This is a genomic window from Algibacter sp. R77976, assembly GCF_044594645.1.
GTDB lineage: Bacteria > Bacteroidota > Bacteroidia > Flavobacteriales > Flavobacteriaceae > Algibacter_B.
Genome location: NZ_CP138989.1, coordinates 351,586 through 373,004, shown reverse-complemented (window position 1 = coordinate 373,004; position 21,419 = coordinate 351,586). Strand labels below are relative to the sequence as shown.

Genomic DNA, 21,419 nt, shown 5'->3' with positions numbered 1-21,419 from the left:
AGTTTTGTAAATCAATTATTTTGAGAAAAGTAAACGGCATTAATATTTAAAGAAATATTTCTAATATCTTCTTTAATACCACTAATAAAACTTTCTAATCCTTGCGAGTTAATATTTTCAATGGTTGTGTATTTAATAGTGCTTTCTAGCTTACCAAGTAAAAAATCGATTTGATTTTTTTCAAGTTCATTACAATCAATAAGTTGATTTATATGTTTACTAAGTTTATTAATACAATAATATACAGACCTTGGAAATAATTTATCTTGAAAAACCATTCTAATAACATGTTCTTCATTAAAAGTAGACTTATGAGTTTTTAAATATAACTGATAACCTCCTATAGATAAAAGTAAATTTTTCCAATAAAAACTTTTTTCTAAAGAATCAGATGTGTTGCCTATATCAGCAAGTTTTAGTGAGGTGAAATCTGAAATAAGAATAACACGTTCTAAATATTTACCTACATTCATAAAATAATAAGAAGGACCTCGTTCTTGTGTTATATCTGAGGTTCCAAAATATATGAGATGATGTTTTCTTAAATCTTCTAAAAAATGCACAGGATCTTCCTCTAATTTTTTAGGTAAATCTTTGTTTATTAAATACAAGTAATAATTATTAATACACAACCAAAGTTCTCTAGAAATATGCTCCTGCACACTTCTTGCATTTTCTCTAGCCTTAGTTACAATGTTTAATATCGAATTAGAATTACCAGTATTAAAAACCATAAAATTAATACACTCTAAAGCATCTTCTGTATAGAATTCATTATCATAGGTTGTAAACGTTTTCATTATAGGTGTCCAAGAAAATAGCTCTGGGGAGTCTTGGTTGGCATAATAGTTTACTTTAAGTAAACTTAAAATACCATTTCCTCTTTCCATGTATCTATCTAACCAAATAAGATTATTTGCTACTCTACTTAACATATATTAATTGTTTTTTTAATTTATTCTATAACCCAAGTGTCTTTACTTCCGCCGCCTTGCGAGCTGTTAACCACTAAAGATCCTTTTTTTAAGGCAACTCTTGTTAGTCCGCCAGGACATATGTCTATGCCATCTCTTCCAGATAGAGCAAATGGTCTTAAATCGATACATCGTGGCGATAATTTGCCATCTATATAACAAGGTGCTGTTGAAAGTCTTAAAATAGGTTGTGCTATAAAATTTTCGGGTTTTTTACTAACGTTTTCTAGGTAGTCTTTAATCTCCTCATCAGAGGCTTCATGACCCATAAGCATACCGTAACCACCACTTCCATCAGTCTTTTTAATAACCATGTCTTTTATGTTTTTGGTTACATATTCAAGCTCATCAGGTCGTCCTAATTGGTAGGTTTCAATATTTTTTAGAATAGGTTCTTCATCTAAATAATATTTTATCATATCTGGCACATAAATATAGATAGCTTTATCATCAGCAATTCCAGTGCCAGGAGCATTTACAATATTTACATGTCCTTTTCTATAAGCAGCCATAATACCAGAAACACCTAAAACACTTTCAGCATTAAATTCAAGCGGATCTAAAAAATCATCATCAACACGACGGTAAATAATATCTACCTGTTTTAAACCATTAGTGGTTTTCATGTATACAAAATGATTTTTAACAACCAAATCACTTCCTTCTACCAATTCAATACCCATTAGTCTTGCTAATGTAGTATGTTCATAATATGCCGAATTGTATATTCCGGGTGTTAACAATACAATATTTGGGTCTGTTTTAGTTGAGAGTTCTTTAAGTTTTTTGTACAACATATTCGGGTAATTTGATACCGATCTTACGTTGCTTTTAGGTAAAATACCTGGGAATAAACGTTTAGAAATTTCTCGATTTTCAAGCATATAACTAACACCAGAAGGTGTTCTTAAATTATCTTCAAGCACGTAAAATTCACCATCATTATTTCGTATTAAATCAACGCCAGAAATATGTACATAAACATCATACGGGACTTTTATACCTTTCATTTCGCGTAAAAAGTTTGGGCAAGAGTAAATTAACTCTCCAGGTATAATACCGTCCTTTATAATAAACTGTTCATTATAAATATCTTTAATAAATAAATTTAAAGCTTTAAGTCTTTGTTTAATGCCTGTTTCTATTTTAGTCCACTCTTCAGAGGTGATTATTCTTGGTACAATATCGAAAGGGAATATTTTTTCAATACCCTCATTATCGTTATAAACGGTAAAAGTAACACCCTGACTCATAAACAATTGTTTAGATAAATCTTCTTTTTTTGTTAACTTTTCAGGTGAAGTTTTTTCTAAATATTTTATGAATTCTTCGTATTGAAATCTAAACGCAGAACTATTGTTATACATTTCGTCCCAAGTCTTTGGAAGTAAGTCATAAGAAGAGAATAGATGCTTGTTTGCCATAGATAAACGTTTTTTTAAATATAGTAATATTTTAAACGAAACTCAATAAATTAACGGTATGTTTAAATAAAAATCAACGATTTTTAAATTTTATTAAAAATAATATTGATTGTGATATTTTATTAACCATAAATTATCATTTTTATAATTTCCTAAGTATTATGGCTCAATTTTTATTTATTCAATAAAAACAAAATCCTCAGGCAACTATTTATATTATTTCTGCGTCTTTATAAATAGAGACACACCAATGTAATCTATAATAATTAAAAAATGAATGTATTATTTTTATTTATAAAGGCAACAATATAAAGAAAGAATTCGCTTCGTTTTGATTCATTAACTTATAGCAATTCTAAAAGAAATAATTGAACTTGTTATATTGAAATTTATTTGGTGTTAAAAATGAAACCATTTTTGAAAGTTATTCAACTGCATAAAAACGAAGCTATTTTAATTAAAAGCGCGATTAAAAAAAATCGTGAAGCACAACGTGTTTTGTTTGAAGTACATGCTCCTAAAATGTTAAGCGTTTGTAGGTATTATATAAAAGACATTCAGCGAGCTGAAGAAGCCATGCTAAATGGTTTTTTTAAAGTGTTTTCAAACTTAAAGAGTTTTAAAAACGAAGGGAGTTTTGAAGGATGGATAAGACGCATTATGGTAAGAGAATCTATTTCATATCTAAGGAAACAAAAAAACATTGAATTTCCTGTTGAAGCTGTCGAGTTTAATAATGGTTATTCAAATAACATAAAAACAGATATTGATGTTGCCGAAATACAACAATTAATAGACAGTTTACCGGAAGGGTATAGAATGGTATTTGTAATGTATGCTATTGAAGGCTACAAACATCATGAAATTGCAGATTTACTATGCATTAGTGAGGGTACATCAAAATCGCAATTATTTAAAGCGCGAAAGATGTTACAGGAAAAGATTAAGAAATTAAATAATATAGGCTATGGCACCAATTAATTTTGAAGACAATATAAAAGATAAGCTTGATAAAAGAACATTAAAGCCATCTGTGGGTGCTTGGGATAAATTATCTGAGCGTTTAGATAATAACGATAAAAAGGATAAAACAATACCTTTTTGGTGGTTTGGTATAGCGGCTAGTATTGTTGGAGTTTTGTTAGTTGTGTCCCAATTTTTTAATAATGAAACAAAAGTTAATGATACGCCTATTTTAGTAGATACTCCAGAAGTTATTAATAATCAAAATACCAATAGTATTGTTGTTGAAAATGAAAAAACAGATGATAATCCTATTATAAAAACAAAACCCGAAAAAGTAAATGTTGAAAGCCCTGGAATAAAGAATCTAATTATTTCAAAAAAAGAACAGCAGCTTGTTGGATTAATAAATGAATCTGAAATTGTTTCTAAAGACAATAGCAGTAACGAAATAAAGACTACTCAAGAATTAAATCAAAAGAGTTTAACTTTTGAAGAACAAAAAATTCAAGAGCTCGTGGCACAGGTTAAAACAATGAATTCTAAAAACCAAGTTGTTACAGATGCTGATATTGATGTATTGCTAAAAGCAGCTCAGAAAGAAATAAAACTAAACAGATTATATAATGAAACTACAGGTGTTGTTGATGCTAATGCTTTGCTACAAGACGTTGAAACAGAGTTAGATCAATCTTCTTTTAGAAATAAGGTTTTTGAAGCCTTAAAAGCAAGTTACAATTCTGTAAAAACGACAATAGCCCAGCGTAACGATTAAGTATACGTACCAAGAAAATAGATAATATCATCAATTAAAATCATTTATAAACAACCCTTATTGGGTTAAAAAAACGAACAGTTATGCAAACAATTACCAAGTATTTAGTGCCATTAATTATGTTTTTAAGTATGCAATGTATTTATGCGCAAGACACTATTAGCAATGTAAATAATAAACACAAAATTGAAGAATTAAAAACACAAAGAGAAACCATTGAAAATCAAGAAAAAGCGTTTTTAAAGACAGAAGTTGAAACCATTAATCTGCGTTTAGAAAATGGCGATATTACCAATGCAGAGGCAGAAAATTTAAAAAAACAAGCCGCCACAAAACGTGCTTTAAATATTGAAAATCGAATAGCTATTATTAATAATAAAATATCACTTTTAGAGCGTAATGATGATGGGTATAATTATGTTGGTGAAAAAGGAACTCGAGGTATAATACGAATAGGGAAAGGAGAAGATACAAGTGAAAGTTTTGTTTTTATTGGAGATGTAGATGATGATAAACCCAAAAACGTAAAATATGATAAGCGAACCACCAGCGATTTTGTTTTAGCATTCGGTTTAAATAATGCGATTATAGAGGGCGATAATTTAGATAATTCACCATATAAATTTGGCGGATCTCGTTTTTTTGAAATGGGCTGGGCGTGGAAAACTAGGGTGTTTAAAAACACAAATTTTTTACGATTAAAATATGGGTATTCTTTTCAATTTAATGGGTTGAAACCTAAGGATAACAATTACTTTGTGCAGCAAGGCAACCAAACAACTTTAGAAGAGTTTCCAGAAGATTTAAAAAAATCGAAACTAACCATTACTAACTTGGTGTTTCCTGTGCATTTTGAGTTTGGGCCATCAAAAAGGAAAGATAAAGACACGTATTTTCGATATTCTACTAATAATCAATTCAAGATTGGTTTAGGTGGTTATGGAGGTGTAAATATTGGAAGTCGCCAAAAATTAAAATATGAGATAGATGGAGAGCGTACTAAAGAAAAACAAAAGAAATCATTTAATACCACAAACCTAGTTTATGGTTTAAGCGGATATATAGCTTTTGACGAGGTAGCGCTTTATGTAAAATACGATTTGTCTCCAATATTTCAGGACCAAGCTATAAATCAAAATAATATTTCTGTTGGGTTACGATTTGATATGGATTGAAATATCTTAAATTATGAAACTATAGAATATTAGTTTAATAAAAATCCGAAAATCATTTCGGATTTTTATATTTTATTAACTGCTTGAATAAGCTATTGAGAAATGTTTTATTTTATATTACTTTTACAAACACTAAAATCTTATTTTCTTGATATCACCATCATCCATAGATCAAATATTTGAAACCTCTCGCGTAGAAGAGGTTATTGGTGATTTTGTTCAGCTAAAAAAAGCAGGAAGTAATTTTAAGGGTTTAAGTCCGTTTAGTGATGAGCGTTCGCCAAGTTTCATGGTGTCTCCAGTAAAACAAATTTGGAAAGATTTCTCGACAGGAAAAGGAGGTACAGCAGTATCTTTTTTAATGGAGCATGAGCATTTTACATACCCAGAAGCGTTAAGGTATCTCGCTAAAAAGTATAATATTGAAATTGAAGAAACCGAGCAATCTAACGAGCAAAAAGAAAAAGCAAACGAACGAGAAAGTTTATATTTGGTTAGTGAATTTGCAAATACATATTTTCAAAATATATTACATAAAACAGATCAAGGAAAATCTATTGGGTTAAGTTATTTTAAAGAGCGAGGTTTTACTTTAGAAACCATTAAGAAATTCGATTTAGGGTACTCTCTTAACGAATGGCAAGCCTTTACAGACAAAGCTTTAAAACAAGGCTATAATATAGATTTTTTACAAAAAACAGGACTCACCATTGTTAAGGAAGATAAGCGTTTTGACAGGTTTAAGGGCCGCGTTATGTTTCCTATAAAAAGTATGAGTGGCCGCGTTTTAGGTTATGGTGGCCGTATTTTAATAGCCGATAAAAAGGCTGCGAAATATGTAAACTCACCAGAAAGTGATATTTACCATAAAAGTAAAGTATTGTACGGTATTTATCATGCGAAGCAAAGCATAGCTAAAGAAGATAACTGTTTTTTAGTAGAAGGGTATACCGATGTAATTCAATTTCATCAAACGGGAATTCATAATGTTGTGTCATCATCGGGTACAGCATTAACATCAGAACAAATAAGGTTAATAAACCGACTCACAAAAAACATTACCGTGCTTTTTGATGGCGATGCTGCGGGTATGCGTGCAGCACTGCGTGGTATTGATTTGATTCTAGAACAAGGTATGAATGTTAAAGTTTGTGCCTTTCCAGAAGGAGAAGACCCAGACAGTTTTGCAAGACAAAATACTTTAGAAGAACTTTCTACGTATTTAAATGATAATGCTAAAGATTTTATTCAATTTAAAGCATCAATATTATTTGAAGAGTCTAAAAACGATCCCATAAAAAAAGCAGACACCGTTAGAGATATTGTAAACAGTATTTCTAAAATACCAGATCGTATTAAAAAAGAAATTTATATTCAGGAATGTGCAAGAATTATGGATATAAGTGAGGAAGTGCTTTTTAGTACTTTAGCTCAAATTAATAAAAAAGAATCTCAAGAAGAAAATAAAAATTATAAAGCTGAACAAAAAGCATTTGAGGTTATTAAACACCAACAGCCTGTTGAAAAGGTTAATGTTCAATATGTATTAGAACGAAAAATAATAGAAATTTTATTGCTCTACGGAAGTAAAACTGAAAATTTTGAAGATTTAGTTTTAAAAGAAAATGAAAAAGGCGAATTGGTTTTAGAACCCGTAATTCATGAAGCTAAAGTGTTTGAAAAAATATTTTTAGACCTCCAAGATGATGAGATGCAATTTACTAACGATCAATTTAAGACACTTTATTACACCATTATTGATCGATTAAATCAAGATCAAGAATTTGAATTAAAAACGTTTGTTAATTCTGTAGACCAGAATATGGCAAATGAAATTACAACTATTTTAATGGAAGATGAGCGTTATACTTTAGACGATTGGAATAGAATGAACATTTTTCCTAAAGAAAAGTTGCATTCAGTAGCGCAATTGGTGAGTGAAACTATTTTAAGTTTACGCTGCTTTTTAATTGATTTAAAGGTGAAAGAATTTCAACAGGAAACACTACAAAACAAAATAGACTCGAATAGAAATATACTTGAAGAAGTAAAAGACTATTCGGGTCTAAAAATGTTACTGTCTAGAAAACTAAACAGAGTATTATAAAAATTATACTTGTTGGCTAAGTTTAGCCTGGTTTACTAAATCTACTAAATTAGTAACTTTTAGCTTTCGCATAAGTCTAGCTTTGTAGGTACTAACTGTTTTTTCGTTAATATCTAACTCTTTAGAGATTTCTTTGTTTTTTCTACCTATAGTAAGAAGTTTTAATACTTCAGCTTCTCTAGTAGATAGTTTCTTGTAAAAGTTTCCACTTTTATTAGCTCTAGTTCCAAAAGCAAGTTGCTGAGTTAAATCATTACTTAAATGAATGCCACCATCGTTAACTTTGGTAACGGCTTCACTAATAGTAATTACATTCTCAGATTTGTTTATGTATCCAGCAGCACCAGCTTTAATGGCGTTAATGGCATAAACCTCTTCTGGTTGTGCACTTAAAATAATGGTTTTAATGTCTGGAAAATCGTTTTTTAAATAACGTAATACTGTTAATCCATTTAATTTTGGAAAATCGGCTTCTGTTAAAATAACGTCTACAGGGTTTTTCTTTACAAAATCTAAGATGGCTTCGCCATCATTTACACTACCAACAACTTTTATGTTGGAAGATGCAGAAAAAAGAACTTCAAGTCCCTTCCTCGTAATTGGGTGGTTGTCTGCTACTAATAATTTTATCATAATATAAGCTTTTTTTAAAACTATTTTTGAGAAATAGTTATGGTTGAGAGAATAAGCTTGCGGTAAAAGTAAGACATTTTTATGTATTCTGCAATTGTTAAAGCAGATTGCTAGGAATTTCGCAAATTGGGATTGGGATCATCTTGTGTTTGTTATTGTTGTTATAACGTTTAAAGATTTTAAAAACCTCTTGTTCTCTACCAGAAAAGTCTTCTATTTTCTTGCCTTTTTCATCCATTTTCATAGCCCATTCTAGTTCTGGGTAAGAGGCTCCTATTTGGTCTTCGTCACTTCTAGCATCTCCAAATAAACCATCACTTGGCGCTGCTTTCATTATGGATTCTGGTACTTTTAAAAATTCACCTATGGTGTAAACTTCAGATTTCATTAAGTCGGCAATAGGGCTCAAATCTACCCCGCCATCACCATATTTAGTGTAAAAACCAACACCAAAATCTTCTACTTTATTTCCAGTTCCTGCAACCAATAGGCCATAAAGACCGGCATAGTAATATAATGTTGTCATTCTTAATCTAGCACGGGTGTTTGCTAAGGCCATATCTATTGTGGCTTGGTCGCCATCCAAAAATATTTCAGTTTTAAACTCCTCAAAAACAGGTGTTAAATCGGCACGAGTATCATCAACATTATTAAAACGTGCTTTAAGTTGTGCAATATGTTCGTGGGCTCTACTTACGTGGCTTTTAGCTTGGTGTATAGGCATCTCCACGCATAAAACACTTAATCCTGTTTTAGCACAAAGAGTAGAGGTTATGGCAGAATCAATACCGCCAGAAACACCTACCACAAAACCGTTTACGCCGGCTTTTGTAGCATAATCCTTTAACCAATTTACAATATGATTTACAACTTTTTCTGTTTGCATTTTAAATGAATTTATATGTAATAATACCAATTAAATTTTAAAAATGGCATATTGTTATTTTGAAACTTAATTGGTATAACAGTACCTTTGTAAACAAAAATAACCCAATCGTTTAATTTATAAAAATTTATGCCGTTTAAGTTTTCTATGAAATACATATTTTTTTGTTTACTAGCCGTAGCTGTATCATGCAAAACAGAAAATGCACTTGAAGCTGAAATATCAAAAATAAATACAGATATTAAAATTGAACGTTTTGATAAACTATTTGCTAAAATAACTTCAGAAGGGTTACCAGATTTAAAAACAGCTTATCCTTTTATGTTTCCTGTAAAATACACAGATTCTTTTTGGTTGGCTAAAAGAGCAGATACATTACAAATTCAATTGTTTAATGAAGTTGATAAAACATTTTTAGATTTTAATAATACCGAAATAGAAATAGAGTCTTTGTTTAATCATTTAAAATACTATTTTCCCGAGTTTAATCCACCACGTATTATTACTACTACTAACGATGTTGATTATAGAAATAGGGTTATTGTTACAGATACTATTGCAGTAATTGCTTTAGATTCTTATTTAGGTAGCGAACATGAGTTTTATGGAGGTATAGCCAATTATTTAAAAGCAAATTTCAATAAAGAACAAATAGTGGTTAATCTTGCTAATCAATATGCTGAAAAATACACTTATCTCCCAGTTAGGAAAACATTGTTAGATGAAATGATTTATCATGGTAAATTGCTTTATTTTAAAGATAAAATGATTCCTTTTAAAACTGAAGCAGAACGTATTGGGTATTCTGAAGAACAATTAAAATGGGCTATAGCAAACGAAAGTTATATTTGGCGATTTTTTGTTGGAAGAGAATTGTTGTTTAGCACAGATACCAAATTACCAAGACGATTTATAAACCCTGCACCGTTTACTAAGTTTTATTTAGAAGAAATTGATGCAGATTCACCAGGGCGTTTAGGACAATATATAGGTTGGCAAATTGTTAAGGCTTATATGAGGCAAAATGATGTACCCTTAAAAGAAATGTTAATAAAAAGTACTGAAGATATTTTTAATAACTCAAAGTTTAAACCACGAAAATAATGGCAAATAATATGACTTCTAAAATAGAGCTTAATGTAGAATTGGATGAAAACCGTGTGCCAGAAAAATTACGTTGGACAGCACAAGATGGTGGGATTACTAATGAAGAAGCAAAAGCCATGATGCTAGCCGTTTGGGATGCTAAAACACAGGAAACGCTCCGTATTGATTTATGGACTAAAGATATGCCTGTTGATGAGATGAAAGTCTTTTTTCATCAAACATTAGTAGCTATGAGTGATACTTTTTTAAGAGCAACCCAAGATGATAAAATGAGTGCAACAATGAAAGATTTTTGCGATTATTTTGCTGAAAAATTAGAGCTTAAGAAATAGAAAGTATTTAAAAATTCATAGATAGCCCAAATCCAGTGCCGTTTGCTATAATTTTAAACTCGGGTTTAAATGTAGTACTTGATGTTGCATTTAAAGACGCATTATAAAGCTCTACCGCTTGATTAATTTTTTTGTTTGCCTTTGATGAAATAGGTATGGCTACAATTATAAGACCAGCACCAATACCAGCCATAGTCCAGTTTGGATCACCCCCACCTAATGAGTTTCCTATTGGCCATCCAACTAAGGCGCCACCAGCAAAACCTAATACACCAGATAAACTGCGATTAGTTCTTCCTTTTTTTATTAGTTTAAAGGCGTTAGTATTTGATTCTATAATTGAAGCTAAATCGCCAATAGATATAAGTTCATCATTATAGGTGTATTTATAACCTCCAAATACTTTTTCAGTATCAATTTTTTGAGCATTAACAAAAGAGGTTAGTAATAAAGTAATGACTAAGATTAAAAAATGGGTTTTCATTTTTATGGAGATTAGATTTAGAATTGGGTTAATAACAAATATAAAGAATAATTTTTTTTGTGTTAGTTAGAAAAACAAAATTGGTTTGCAGCCTTAAAATTAAGGCTTTGTATTTTTTAAGTCTTTCTGTAAATGATCGAGATATAAAATTCCGTTTAAATGGTCTATTTCATGCTGAAAAATTACCGATGTAAAACCTGTAATGGTTTCAGATTTATGTTCGTCCTTCAAAGTATCATATTCTATTGTAATAGAAAAGGAACGACTGTTTAGTGTTTCTGTTCTATCTGGAATAGATAAACAGCCTTCTTTTACAGTCTGTGTTTTGTCAGAATAAGAACGTATTTTCGGATTTAAATAAACTTCAAAAGGGAAGTTTTCTTTGTCAAAACGTTGTACCCAAATAATGTTTTTTAAAATTCCAACTTGAGGTGCTGCAATACCAACACCCATAGACATACTATCTTTAACGGTGGCATAAAGGCGTTTAACAAAATTTTGTAAAACTGGATCTTTCTGGTTTGGCTTCACATCATGACTTTTCATTCTAAGTAAAAGAGAGTCATTTTTGTTATTAATTTTATATACACGCATAGGTTTCAAACTATCAGCGTTCATTATGAGTGCAGTTTCATCATTGGAAAAAACATTTTTAATAACACGCCTAGAACTTGAACACCCAATAATTAATATTAAAATGATAATTAATAAGATGTTGTATTTCATTCGAGCAAGAAAATTATTTATAGTAATAGTTTTTTCCATCTGAGTGAAATAATTAAATGTCGCATAGCGACTACCATTCATTTATTTTGTTTGAATCTAATTTTATGAAGATAAAAATAAGAATGGTAAAAGCCCAAAGCCCAGAACCACCATAACTAAACAAAGGTAGAGGAATACCAATAGTTGGGATTAAACCCATAACCATACCGATATTAATAAAAAAGTGAATAAAAATGATTGACGCAACACCATAACCGTAAACCCGACTAAATTGCGATTTTTGTAATTCTGCTAAATGCAAAATACGTAGCAAGAGTAAGACAAATATAATAACAACAAATGAAGTGCCTAAAAAGCCCCATTCTTCACCAACGGTACTAAAAATATAATCGGTATGTTGCTCGGGTACAAATTTTCCAGTAGTTCTAGTGCCTTCCAGAAAACCACGCCCTGCAAATCCGCCAGAGCTAATTGCTTTTTCAGATTCATTAAGATTATAAGCAAAAGTCCGTTTCATCTGCTCAAGTTTTTCAGGGTCCTTTTCTAAACGGAGCCAAAGGCTAATTCGGTCTTGTTGATGAGGCTTTAATATATTTTGGTAAAAGAATTTTACTCCAAATGAAACAGCAAAAGCTAATATAAGTACAAAAGCCAATTGAATAGTGGGGTACTTTTTTTTGCTTAAAAAATGGATACTTACAACAACTATAATAGCAATTATAGATGTAATAATAGCTCCGAATTTAAGAGATAATATGGATAATAAAAGTATTGAAATGCCAAAGGTTAAATGATATTTTGGTAACCCCTCGCGATATAAAACAAAGAAGAAGGCGCCGTAAACAATGGTACTCCCAGTATCATTTTGGAGTAATACTAGAACTGCCGGAGTTAATATTATGGCAAAGGTTCTTATTTGATCTTTAAATGTATTGATATTGGTGTTTAAATCACTTACATATTTAGCTACTGCAAGTGCTGTAGCGGTTTTAGCAAATTCACTTGGTTGAATAGTCATACCACCTATAGCATACCAAGATGTTGCTCCATTTACATTTTTCCCGAAGAGAAAAAGTCCGACTAGCGAGAGCATAGATATAATATAAATAACACTCGAAAACCGTTCGTAGAATTTGGCATCAACTGCGAGTAAAAGTATGATTAACCCGAAAGTTAAAAAGATAAAGATGAGTTGTTTGCCAAATGGTTGGGAGAAATCAAAATAATTTACGGTGGTACCCGTGTGCGATGCTGATAAAATATTTAACCAGCCAAAACCAACCAATAATAAAAAAAGAATAATGGTAATCCAATCGAATTTAAAATGCCTGTTGGTATCCCTAACCATTAATTATTAGATTTGTTTATTCTGTTTAATTCTTTTTTTAATTTGTAATATTCTTGCTCTTCTACAATTTGCAAAGTAGTATAACCATTAATTTTAAATGGCTCTCCAGAATAAGGTTTAGCATACTCGTTTTCTAGGCTATGTTTTAAAAGCCATTCTTCCATATCTTTTCTGGTTGTGTGGCCTTTAATATGTTTTTCTATCATTAAACTAGCTATTCTTCCAGCAAACCTGCTTCCCCAATATCCATTTTCAACAAATACAGCTATGGCTATTTTGGGATTGTCTTTTGGCGCAAAAGCTACAAAAATAGAATGGTCTGTTAGTTGCGTTTTTAAACTGTCAATTTTTGCAAAGTTTTCTACGGTGCCCGTTTTTCCGCAAATATCAATATCTTTTATTTGTAACGAAGCAGCTGTTCCTTTTTTGTAAACTTGGTGCATGCCTTCAATAACTGGTTCGAAGTTTTCTTTATCTACAGTTGTGTATTTTGGTTTTGTAAACTGTTCTGGTAATGTTTCTCCTTCAATGTTTTTTATGATGTGTGGGGTAATAAAATAACCTCTATTAGCAATAGCAGCCGTCATATTTGCTAATTGAATTGGAGTAGTAGCTACTTCGCCTTGACCTATCGCATTTGAAATGGTATAGGTTGAATAAAATGTTTTAGGATAAATACGTTTGTAGTAATCTCTATTTGGAATTCTTCCTTTTTGCCCCACTTTTAAATCGTAGCCTAAAAAATTCCCTAAACCAAAACTTTTTGCATGTTTGCTCCAAGTATCAATACCATCTGAAGCACTACCATTTTTGTCTAAAATTTTTCGATAAGTTGTGGCAAAATAAGCGTTACATGAACGTTGTATGCCACCAATCAAATCATTTCTTGTGCCTCGATTACAATGGCATTTCATAAATCTATTACCATATTTGTATCCGGCATAGCAAGTTACAGTTTCTTCTGGTGTTACAACACCTTCTTGAAGCGCAATTAAAGCATTCATTAATTTAAAAGGCGATCCGGGTTCGTAAACCCCCTGCAAGCTTCTATTAAAAAGTGGTTTTGCTATAGAATCATTATAAAGCTTTGTGAAGTTTTTTGAACGGTCTCTACCAACCAGAATATTAGGGTTGTACGTTGGTGCTGCAACCATAGCCAAAATTTCTCCTGTTGCAGGTTCAATAGCAATAACGCCACCACGTTTATTCTGCATCAATAATTCGCCATAAGCTTGAAGTTGTGCATCAATAGTGATAGTAATGTCCTTCCCTTGTTCTGGGATGGTATCAAACTTACCATCTTTATAAGGGCCTATATTTCTATTAAATCTATCTTTTTGAATAAATTTAATACCTTTTATTCCTCTGAGTGTGTTTTCGTAAGACGCTTCTACGCCTTGCTTACCAATTAAATCGCCCATTTTATAGTAAGGGTCTCTTTTAATAATGGCATTGTTTACTTCTCCAATATCTCCTAGAACATTTGCTCCAATAGTTGTTTCGTAATTTCTTAGTGAACGTTTCTGAATGTAGAAACCATCAAATTTTCGCATTTTTTCTTGTAAAACCGCATAATCTTCTTTGGAAAGATGTGAAACAAATACTGATGGGAGTCTTGGGGAATAACGTCTAGCTTTTTCGTATTTTTTGATAAATCGCTCTTTATCTATTTTCAATAATTTGCAAAATTCAAGGGTGTCTAAAGGCTCTACTTCGCGAGGTATAACCATAACATCATAAGATGGTTGGTTGGCTACAAGGAGTTCTCCATTTCTGTCGTAAACAAAACCGCGTTTAGGGTAGTCATATACTTTTCTAATAGCATTATCCTCATATAGATTATGTCCGCTTGAGTTATAAACCTGAAGATAAAATAACCTAGCAATAAAAAGTAAGCCTACTGCGATTATAGAAAAAAAAAGTAAAAACTGTCTCATTTAGATTTTCGAGTAAAAATTATAGTAACAATTACACTTAATAAAATAGTGAATATACTTGAGAATAACGTTTTTTGAAGGATTAAAAGTATTTTAGAAAAGCTAAATATTTCTAAAGAAAACAAAACGATGTGGTGTAATACCGTAATAAATGTAAAATAGGTGAGTTTTGATCCAAACTCAACGGTATTAAATCTAATGGTTTGATGCTCGTAAATCATCCCGAAAGACCATTTTAAAATCAAGGGTCTTACATAAGCAATAAAAACACATGCGCCTGCGTGAATACCGCCTGTGTCTAAAAACATATCTATAGTTATTCCAAGTAAAAAACTTAATAATAGTAATATAATTCGATTGTTTTTTACAGGGAATAAGGCAATAAAAAGAATATAAATATATGGGTTTATATACCCTAAAAAATTGATATGATTTAATATTAAAACCTGAACAACTACTAAGGCAATAAAACGGACGGTATGTACAGAGAAAACACTATTCATTTAATTACTGCTTAGTAAGTTAGTTATCTCTTTCTTATCTACATTCTCAATAATATATACATGTTCAATATTTGTCATGTCATTAAAGAGTTTCACATTTATTTCATAATAATTTTCAGCTTGATCTAATATAAATTCTTCAACAACTCCAACTCGAATACCTTTTGGGAATATAGAAGATCGACCAGAAGTTATTATGGTATCCCCTTTGCTTACCGGGGCTATTTTAGGAATATCTACAAGCTGGGCAAACTTTGGGTCTCTACCGTCCCAAGTTAGTGTTCCAAAATGATTGGTTTTTTTTAACTGCGCACTAATTTTACTTGTTGTATTTAAAATAGAAATTACAGTTGCATAGTTACTACTTGTTTTATCAACTATTCCAATAATGCCTTTTGAAGAAATAACACCAAAATCTTGTTTAATACTATCCTTTTTTCCTTTATTGATTGTTAAGATGTTATTGTTTAACGAATAGCTGTTTTTTATAATATTAGTAGTGTAAAAACGATATGGTTGTCCAAAAGAAATACTATCAGTAAATATTGAATCAGTTTCAATTCCAGTATTACTTATTAGCGATCTTAATCTACTGTTTTCTTCTGAAAGAATTTGATTTTGAGATTTTAAATTAAAATAACCACTAATATTATTTACAGAATTATAAATGCCACCAGTTAAAAAATTGGCAGAATTAATAAACTTACTTTTATGGTAAGAATGTGATTGAATTGTAAATAAAAGTGAGAAGCCAAACAGCAACAAGAACAACAAAAAGTTTTTGTTTCTTATTATAAAATTAATAATCTGTTGCATGGGGCTTGCCTATTTTATCCTTTTACTTTATCAATACACTTTTGTATTTAGGTAAATTTTTAAGTGTAATTCCGGTACCTCTAACCACGGCGCGTAAAGGATCTTCAGCAATATAAACAGGTAAATCTGTTTTTTGAGATAAGCGTTTGTCTAAACCACGTAACATAGATCCGCCACCAGCTAAGTAAATACCTGTATTATAAATATCTGCAGCTAATTCTGGAGGAGTTTGTGATAAGGTTTCCATAACCGCATCTTCAATACGTAAAATAGATTTATCTAAAGCTTTTGCAATTTCTCTGTATGATATAGATACTTGTTTTGGCTTTCCAGTCAATAAATCACGCCCTTGAACACTCATGTCTTCAGGAGGTAATTCTAAATCTTCAGTTGCCGCACCAATTTGTATTTTTATTTTTTCAGCAGTACGCTCACCAACATATAAGTTGTGTTGAGTGCGCATGTAATACACAATATCATTGGTAAATACATCACCTGCAATTTTAACAGATTTGTCACAAACAATACCACCAAGAGCAATAACTGCAATTTCGGTTGTACCGCCACCTATATCTACTACCATGTTTCCTTTTGGTTGCATAATATCAACGCCAATACCAATAGCCGCAGCCATAGGTTCGTGTATTAAATATACTTCTTTTCCATTAACACGTTCTGCACTTTCTTTTACCGCACGCATTTCAACTTCTGTAATTCCAGAAGGAATACAAATCACCATACGTAGCGCAGGTGTAAAGAATTTCTTTTTTAATGCTGGTATGTTTTTAATAAACATACTTATCATTTGCTCTGAAGCATCAAAATCTGCAATTACACCATCTTTTAGAGGGCGAATAGTTTTAATGTTTTCATGGGTTTTACCTTGCATTAAACTGGCTTCTTGACCAACGGCAATAATTTTGCCAGAAATTCTGTCGCGAGCTACTATAGAAGGTGCATCAACAACAACTTTGTCGTTGTGAATTATAAGTGTGTTTGCAGTACCTAAATCTATTGCAATTTCTTCTGTTAAGAAATCAAAAAATCCCATGTATTAATAATATTAAATGAAGTTATTATTGAATAGCCGTAAAAGTACTAAAAAGTAAAGAAATAATTAGATGTTTATTTGGGTTAGTTAAAAAAGAATTTTTCAACGAAAATTCACTCAAATATTACAACATTTTGGCTTCTTTTAAACGTGTTAGTAATTTAATAGCTTGCACAAATATAAGTATTTCAACCCATTAATTTGCTTTTTATCGATTTATTTTGCTAAATATCATGTTTTTTATGCCAATAAGTAACACCAGAAGAACGTGAATCGACGATTAAAAAAAGACTTGAGTTGTCCTGATTCTTTAATTATAGTTGGTGTTTAGTTGAATTAATGGGTTTAGTTTTTGTTAAAAAGAAAGAGCACTAGTTATAGTGCTCTTATTTATTTTAACTGTGAAGTGAGTATTGTAAGTATTAATGCTTAAAATGACGTGTACCTGTCATAACCATTGCAACATCATTATCATTACAATAATCAATACTTAATTGGTCTTTAATAGATCCGCCAGGTTGAATAACTGCAGAAACCCCTGCGTTTTTAGCAATTTCAACGCAATCAGGAAACGGGAAAAAGGCATCACTTGCCATTACTGCGCCGTTTAAATCGAATTTAAAAGTTCCTGCTTTATGAATAGCTTGTTCTAAAGCATCAACGCGACTCGTTTGTCCTGTTCCGCTAGCACATAATTGTTTGTTTTTAGCTAAAACAATCGTGTTAGATTTGGTGTGTTTACAGATTTTAGAAGCAAATATTAAATCGTCTATTTGAGATTGCGTAGGGGCTGTATTCGTAACATTCTTTAAGTCTTCAACTTTATCTGTAATGTTATTTCTGTCTTGAACTAAAACACCATTTAAACAACTTCTTACATTTGTTTTTGGCATATCAATATCATGAATCACTAATAAGATTCTGTTCTTTTTACCTTTTAAAACCTCTAACGCTTCCGCGGAAAATGAAGGCGCAATAACAACCTCACAGAATAATTTATGGATTTCTTCAGCAGTTGCTAAGTCTATTTCTTTATTACTAATTAAAACACCACCAAAAGCAGAAACTGGGTCTCCAGCTAATGCATCAACATATGCTTGGTGTAATGTGTCGCGTTGTGCTAAACCACAAGCATTGTTGTGTTTTAATACAGCAAAGGTTGGTGCGTTATTTTTAAACTCTAACATTAAGTTTACAGCCGCATCAACATCTAAAAGGTTATTATAACTTAATTCTTTACCATGTAGTTTTGTAAATAATTCGTCAAATTCACCAAAGAAAAAACCTTTTTGGTGAGGGTTTTCTCCATAGCGTAATGTTTTACCGTTTGTTTTGCTTATTTTTAAAACTGTTTCTTCGTTGTCTTTGTTGAAGTAGTTAAAAATAGCGGTATCATAATGAGAAGATACATTAAAAGCTTTTCCAGCAAAACGTTTTCTGTTTTCTTCAGATATAGAACCGTTGTTTTCAGAAATTAATTCTAAAAACTCCGCATAATCATCAACAGAAGATACACATATAACATCAGCAAAATTCTTAGCTGCAGCTCTAATCAAAGAAATACCACCAATATCAATTTTTTCAATAATATCTTGTTGGCTAGCTCCAGAAGCTACTGTTTTTTCAAACGGATATAAATCAACAATAACCACGTCTATTTGTGGGATTTCATATTCAGCTAATTCAGCAACATCACCGTCATGGTTTTGTCTGTTTAAAATACCTCCAAAAACTTTAGGGTGTAATGTTTTTACACGTCCACCAAGAATAGAAGGGTAAGAAGTCACATCTTCAACAGGAACAACTTTTATACCTAAATCGTTAATAAATTTTTCTGTACCACCTGTTGAATAAATGGTTACACCTTGCTTATCAAGTTCTTTTACAATAGGTTCTAGCCCGTCTTTACTGAAAACTGAGATTAAGGCCGATTTAATAGTTTTTTCGTTGCTCATTATTACTTTTGTTGAGTTTAAATTCTTGTTTTGGAATTATATAGCTGTTGTTTCTATAATAACAGCAAAAGTACTTATTTCATCTAATAAAATAAGTTCGGAATTCTTAAAAATAGACATGATTTTTTAACTAAAAAGGGAAGTTGTTAACAAGAAAAACAAAATTCGAAATGAGTGCTTAATATGGGTTGTGTTTTGTTAAAGTATTTTTGAAACTTGAGTACAAACAAATTCCAGAAATCGCTCATCAGCTTCAGTAAAAGGATCAGGTGTGTTAGAGTCTATATCAATTTGCCCAATATTTTCACCGTTAACAAAAATAGGGACTACAATTTCTGCTTTAACGGTAATGCTACAAGCAATATAATTGTCTTGAGCGGCCACATCAGGAACTACAAAATTCTCATTACTAACAGCTACTTGCCCGCAAATACCTTTTCCAAAAGGAATAACCGTATGGTCTGTAGGTTCGCCAACATAAGGGCCTAAGTGCAATTCTTTTTTATCGGCGTTTGTAAAATAAAAGCCTACCCAATTATAATAGTCAATATGGGTTTCAAGTAATTTACAAATATCTAAAAGTCGTTCATCAACTGTTTTTTTAGTATTAGTAATAATAGTTTCTACTTGTGGTTTTAATTTTTCGAAAATCATAAATTCAAAAGTTTTGGTAAAAGTATTTAAAAAGGTGTAAATTCGATATCCAGAATTAGATATTTTTTTTGAAAGCACTTTTTATAAAATACAAGTTGGTAATAAAATTCATCCTTACGTTTTTGTTGGTGTATGGATTGTTGTCTCTCGTTTATAAATTCTATTTACAATATTCTGATGGCTCTAAGTTTTATCCTGATTATTTTACGAACCTAGTAGCGATTCAAACGGATAACCTATTGCACGCTTTTGGTTATCAAGTACAAGTGTTGCCGCACCCAGATGAACCCTCAATGAAAGTGATTCTTAATGGTAAATATTTAGCCAGAATTATTGAGGGTTGTAATGGCATTAGTGTTGTTATTTTATTTATATCCTTTGTTGTTGCTTTTTCAGGAAAATTAAAAACAACCTTTTTTTACTTACTATCGGGAAGTGTTTTACTTTATGCTGTGAATTTAATACGCATTGTTTTGTTAACTATTGGGATGTATCATTATCCAAAGTATGAAGACATATTACATGCTGTAATTTTTCCAGGTATAATTTATGGAATGGTGTTTTTATTATGGATTTTTTGGGTGAATCGCTTCTCTAAATTAAACAAGGATTATGACTAAGGGTTTAAAATATATGTTGCTTTTTGTTTTAGTCTTGATCTTAATTTTGATTCGGTTTTACGAAGACCAATTGTTTTATGATCCTTATTTAACCTTCTTTCAAAACGACTATTTATACATTGATAGCCCAAGGCGAGAAATAGCAAAACTAGTTGGTTTTACAACGTTGCGTTTTGTATTGAATAGCATTATTTCTTTAGCTATTTTGTTTATTGTTTTTAAAGATAAAAGCATCGTTAAATTTTCAAGTATTGTCTATAGTATTTCTTTTATAGTTTTAATGTTGGTTTATTTATATTTTGTGATTAATCCGCGACAAGAAGATTATTATTTATTTTTTAATGTGCGTCGTTTTTTAATTCAGCCTATTATTTTAATACTATTACTTCCAGCATTTTATTATAATAAGCTTAAGAATTAAGTGTTAATCATTTTGTAAAGTTTAAAATTGAAGCTTAATTTTCTTATTTTTGCCTTGTGATAAAACCTTTTTTATATAAATCATGCTCAATGCTTTTAGCATTGCTCGTTTTGTTTTCAACCGTATCTTTTACTATTGAAAAGCATTATTGTGGCGATGTTTTAGTAGATGTTTCTGTGTTTTCTGAAGTTGAAAAATGTGGTATGGAAGCCATGGAAATACTGTTAAAGAAGGGCTGTTGTAAAGATGAGGTTAATGTTGTAAAAGGTCAGGATGAATTAAAAGTATCTACTTTTGATGATTTAGATTTTGAGCAGCAACAGTTTATTACTTCGTTTGCATATTCATACATTGATGGTTTTGAGAGTTTGTCAAAACAAATCATACCTCATAAAAATTATTCTCCACCTAATTTGGTCTACGATATTCAGGTTTTAGACCAAGTTTTTATTATTTGATAAATAGATTTTTTATTCTCTTGAAGAAGGGGATTTTATTCATTTTCGCTAAAGTTTATCTCGAACATTG

22 protein-coding genes are annotated in these 21,419 nt (G+C 31.0%); 9 read left to right on the top strand and 13 right to left on the bottom strand.

Annotated elements, in window-relative coordinates; translation table 11 throughout:
- Positions 1–11: 11 nt before the first annotated feature.
- Together SJY43_RS01720 and SJY43_RS01715 are read right to left on the bottom strand one after the other, a co-directional pair.
- Positions 12–935 (bottom strand): alpha-E domain-containing protein, encoded by a 924-nt coding sequence (locus SJY43_RS01720; RefSeq protein ID WP_396602124.1) that lies wholly within the window; start codon positions 933–935, stop codon positions 12–14.
- A 20-nt stretch (positions 936–955) separates the two neighbouring features.
- Entirely contained in the window at positions 956–2,398 is a 1,443-nt protein-coding gene (locus SJY43_RS01715; protein WP_396602123.1) for a circularly permuted type 2 ATP-grasp protein, read from the bottom strand.
- Positions 2,399–2,803: 405 nt separating this feature from the next.
- Between SJY43_RS01715 and SJY43_RS01710 the strand changes: the two genes are divergently transcribed.
- The 4 genes from SJY43_RS01710 (at position 2,804) to dnaG (ending at position 7,418) form a co-directional block, all read left to right on the top strand.
- Positions 2,804–3,379 (top strand): RNA polymerase sigma factor, encoded by a 576-nt coding sequence (locus SJY43_RS01710; RefSeq protein ID WP_396602122.1) that lies wholly within the window; start codon positions 2,804–2,806, stop codon positions 3,377–3,379.
- A complete protein-coding gene (locus SJY43_RS01705; protein WP_396602121.1) occupies positions 3,366–4,136 on the top strand; it encodes a hypothetical protein in 771 nt (256 codons plus the stop codon). Before SJY43_RS01710 ends, SJY43_RS01705 begins: the two co-directional genes overlap by 14 nt.
- An 83-nt stretch (positions 4,137–4,219) precedes the next feature.
- Positions 4,220–5,311, top strand: coding sequence for a hypothetical protein (locus tag SJY43_RS01700; protein WP_396602120.1), 1,092 nt, complete (start codon positions 4,220–4,222; stop codon positions 5,309–5,311).
- 148 nt (positions 5,312–5,459) lie between these two features.
- Positions 5,460–7,418, top strand: a complete 1,959-nt coding sequence (gene dnaG / locus SJY43_RS01695) for a DNA primase (RefSeq protein ID WP_396602119.1) — start codon at positions 5,460–5,462, stop codon at positions 7,416–7,418.
- A 3-nt stretch (positions 7,419–7,421) separates the two neighbouring features.
- Here the strand turns inward: dnaG and SJY43_RS01690 are convergent, their stop codons facing one another.
- Positions 7,422–8,051 carry a response regulator gene (locus SJY43_RS01690; protein WP_396602118.1) on the bottom strand — a complete coding sequence of 210 codons (630 nt, stop codon included), beginning with the start codon at positions 8,049–8,051 and terminating at the stop codon, positions 7,422–7,424.
- Positions 8,052–8,148: 97 nt separating this feature from the next.
- Positions 8,149–8,937: an NAD(+) synthase gene (gene nadE / locus SJY43_RS01685; protein WP_396602117.1), complete on the bottom strand. Its 789-nt coding sequence runs from the start codon at positions 8,935–8,937 to the stop codon at positions 8,149–8,151.
- Between the two features lie 147 nt (positions 8,938–9,084).
- On the opposite strand from nadE, the gene gldB reads away from it, so the two are divergent.
- Together gldB and gldC are read left to right on the top strand one after the other, a co-directional pair.
- Positions 9,085–10,041, top strand: a complete 957-nt coding sequence (gldB, locus tag SJY43_RS01680) for a gliding motility lipoprotein GldB (protein WP_396602116.1) — start codon at positions 9,085–9,087, stop codon at positions 10,039–10,041.
- A complete protein-coding gene (gene gldC / locus SJY43_RS01675; protein WP_396602115.1) occupies positions 10,041–10,376 on the top strand; it encodes a gliding motility protein GldC in 336 nt (111 codons plus the stop codon). The genes gldB and gldC overlap by 1 nt, the downstream gene beginning before the upstream one ends.
- 7 nt (positions 10,377–10,383) lie before the next feature.
- Here the strand turns inward: gldC and SJY43_RS01670 are convergent, their stop codons facing one another.
- The 9 genes from SJY43_RS01670 to SJY43_RS01630 form a co-directional block, all read right to left on the bottom strand.
- On the bottom strand, positions 10,384–10,860 hold the full coding sequence (locus SJY43_RS01670; RefSeq protein ID WP_396602114.1) for a hypothetical protein: 477 nt from the start codon (positions 10,858–10,860) through the stop codon (positions 10,384–10,386).
- A 99-nt stretch (positions 10,861–10,959) separates the two neighbouring features.
- Positions 10,960–11,586, bottom strand: a complete 627-nt coding sequence (def, locus tag SJY43_RS01665) for a peptide deformylase (protein ID WP_396602113.1) — start codon at positions 11,584–11,586, stop codon at positions 10,960–10,962.
- Positions 11,587–11,656: 70 nt separating this feature from the next.
- A complete protein-coding gene (gene rodA, locus SJY43_RS01660) occupies positions 11,657–12,934 on the bottom strand; it encodes a rod shape-determining protein RodA (protein ID WP_396602112.1) in 1,278 nt (425 codons plus the stop codon).
- Positions 12,934–14,871 carry a penicillin-binding protein 2 gene (gene mrdA, locus SJY43_RS01655; RefSeq protein WP_396602111.1) on the bottom strand — a complete coding sequence of 646 codons (1,938 nt, stop codon included), beginning with the start codon at positions 14,869–14,871 and terminating at the stop codon, positions 12,934–12,936. The genes rodA and mrdA overlap by 1 nt, the downstream gene beginning before the upstream one ends.
- Positions 14,868–15,374 carry a rod shape-determining protein MreD gene (locus tag SJY43_RS01650; protein WP_396602110.1) on the bottom strand — a complete coding sequence of 169 codons (507 nt, stop codon included), beginning with the start codon at positions 15,372–15,374 and terminating at the stop codon, positions 14,868–14,870. Before SJY43_RS01650 ends, mrdA begins: the two co-directional genes overlap by 4 nt.
- Positions 15,375–16,190, bottom strand: a complete 816-nt coding sequence (gene mreC, locus SJY43_RS01645) for a rod shape-determining protein MreC (RefSeq protein ID WP_396602109.1) — start codon at positions 16,188–16,190, stop codon at positions 15,375–15,377.
- A 22-nt stretch (positions 16,191–16,212) separates the two neighbouring features.
- Complete coding sequence (locus tag SJY43_RS01640; protein WP_019388210.1) at positions 16,213–17,241, bottom strand: rod shape-determining protein; 1,029 nt, start codon at positions 17,239–17,241, stop codon at positions 16,213–16,215.
- Positions 17,242–17,663: 422 nt separating this feature from the next.
- Complete coding sequence (gene purH / locus SJY43_RS01635; protein ID WP_396602108.1) at positions 17,664–19,196, bottom strand: bifunctional phosphoribosylaminoimidazolecarboxamide formyltransferase/IMP cyclohydrolase; 1,533 nt, start codon at positions 19,194–19,196, stop codon at positions 17,664–17,666.
- A gap of 198 nt (positions 19,197–19,394) precedes the next feature.
- Positions 19,395–19,850, bottom strand: a complete 456-nt coding sequence (locus tag SJY43_RS01630; RefSeq protein WP_396602107.1) for a GAF domain-containing protein — start codon at positions 19,848–19,850, stop codon at positions 19,395–19,397.
- A gap of 68 nt (positions 19,851–19,918) precedes the next feature.
- Here SJY43_RS01630 and xrtF point away from each other — a divergent pair, with 68 nt between their 5' ends.
- From xrtF to SJY43_RS01615, 3 genes are read left to right on the top strand one after another with little or no spacing between them, the layout of a single operon-like run.
- A complete protein-coding gene (gene xrtF, locus SJY43_RS01625) occupies positions 19,919–20,470 on the top strand; it encodes an exosortase family protein XrtF (RefSeq protein ID WP_396602106.1) in 552 nt (183 codons plus the stop codon).
- On the top strand, positions 20,463–20,891 hold the full coding sequence (locus tag SJY43_RS01620; RefSeq protein WP_396602105.1) for an exosortase F system-associated membrane protein: 429 nt from the start codon (positions 20,463–20,465) through the stop codon (positions 20,889–20,891). The genes xrtF and SJY43_RS01620 overlap by 8 nt, the downstream gene beginning before the upstream one ends.
- A gap of 59 nt (positions 20,892–20,950) precedes the next feature.
- Positions 20,951–21,349 carry an HYC_CC_PP family protein gene (locus SJY43_RS01615; protein ID WP_396603378.1) on the top strand — a complete coding sequence of 133 codons (399 nt, stop codon included), beginning with the start codon at positions 20,951–20,953 and terminating at the stop codon, positions 21,347–21,349.
- Positions 21,350–21,419: the final 70 nt, after the last annotated feature.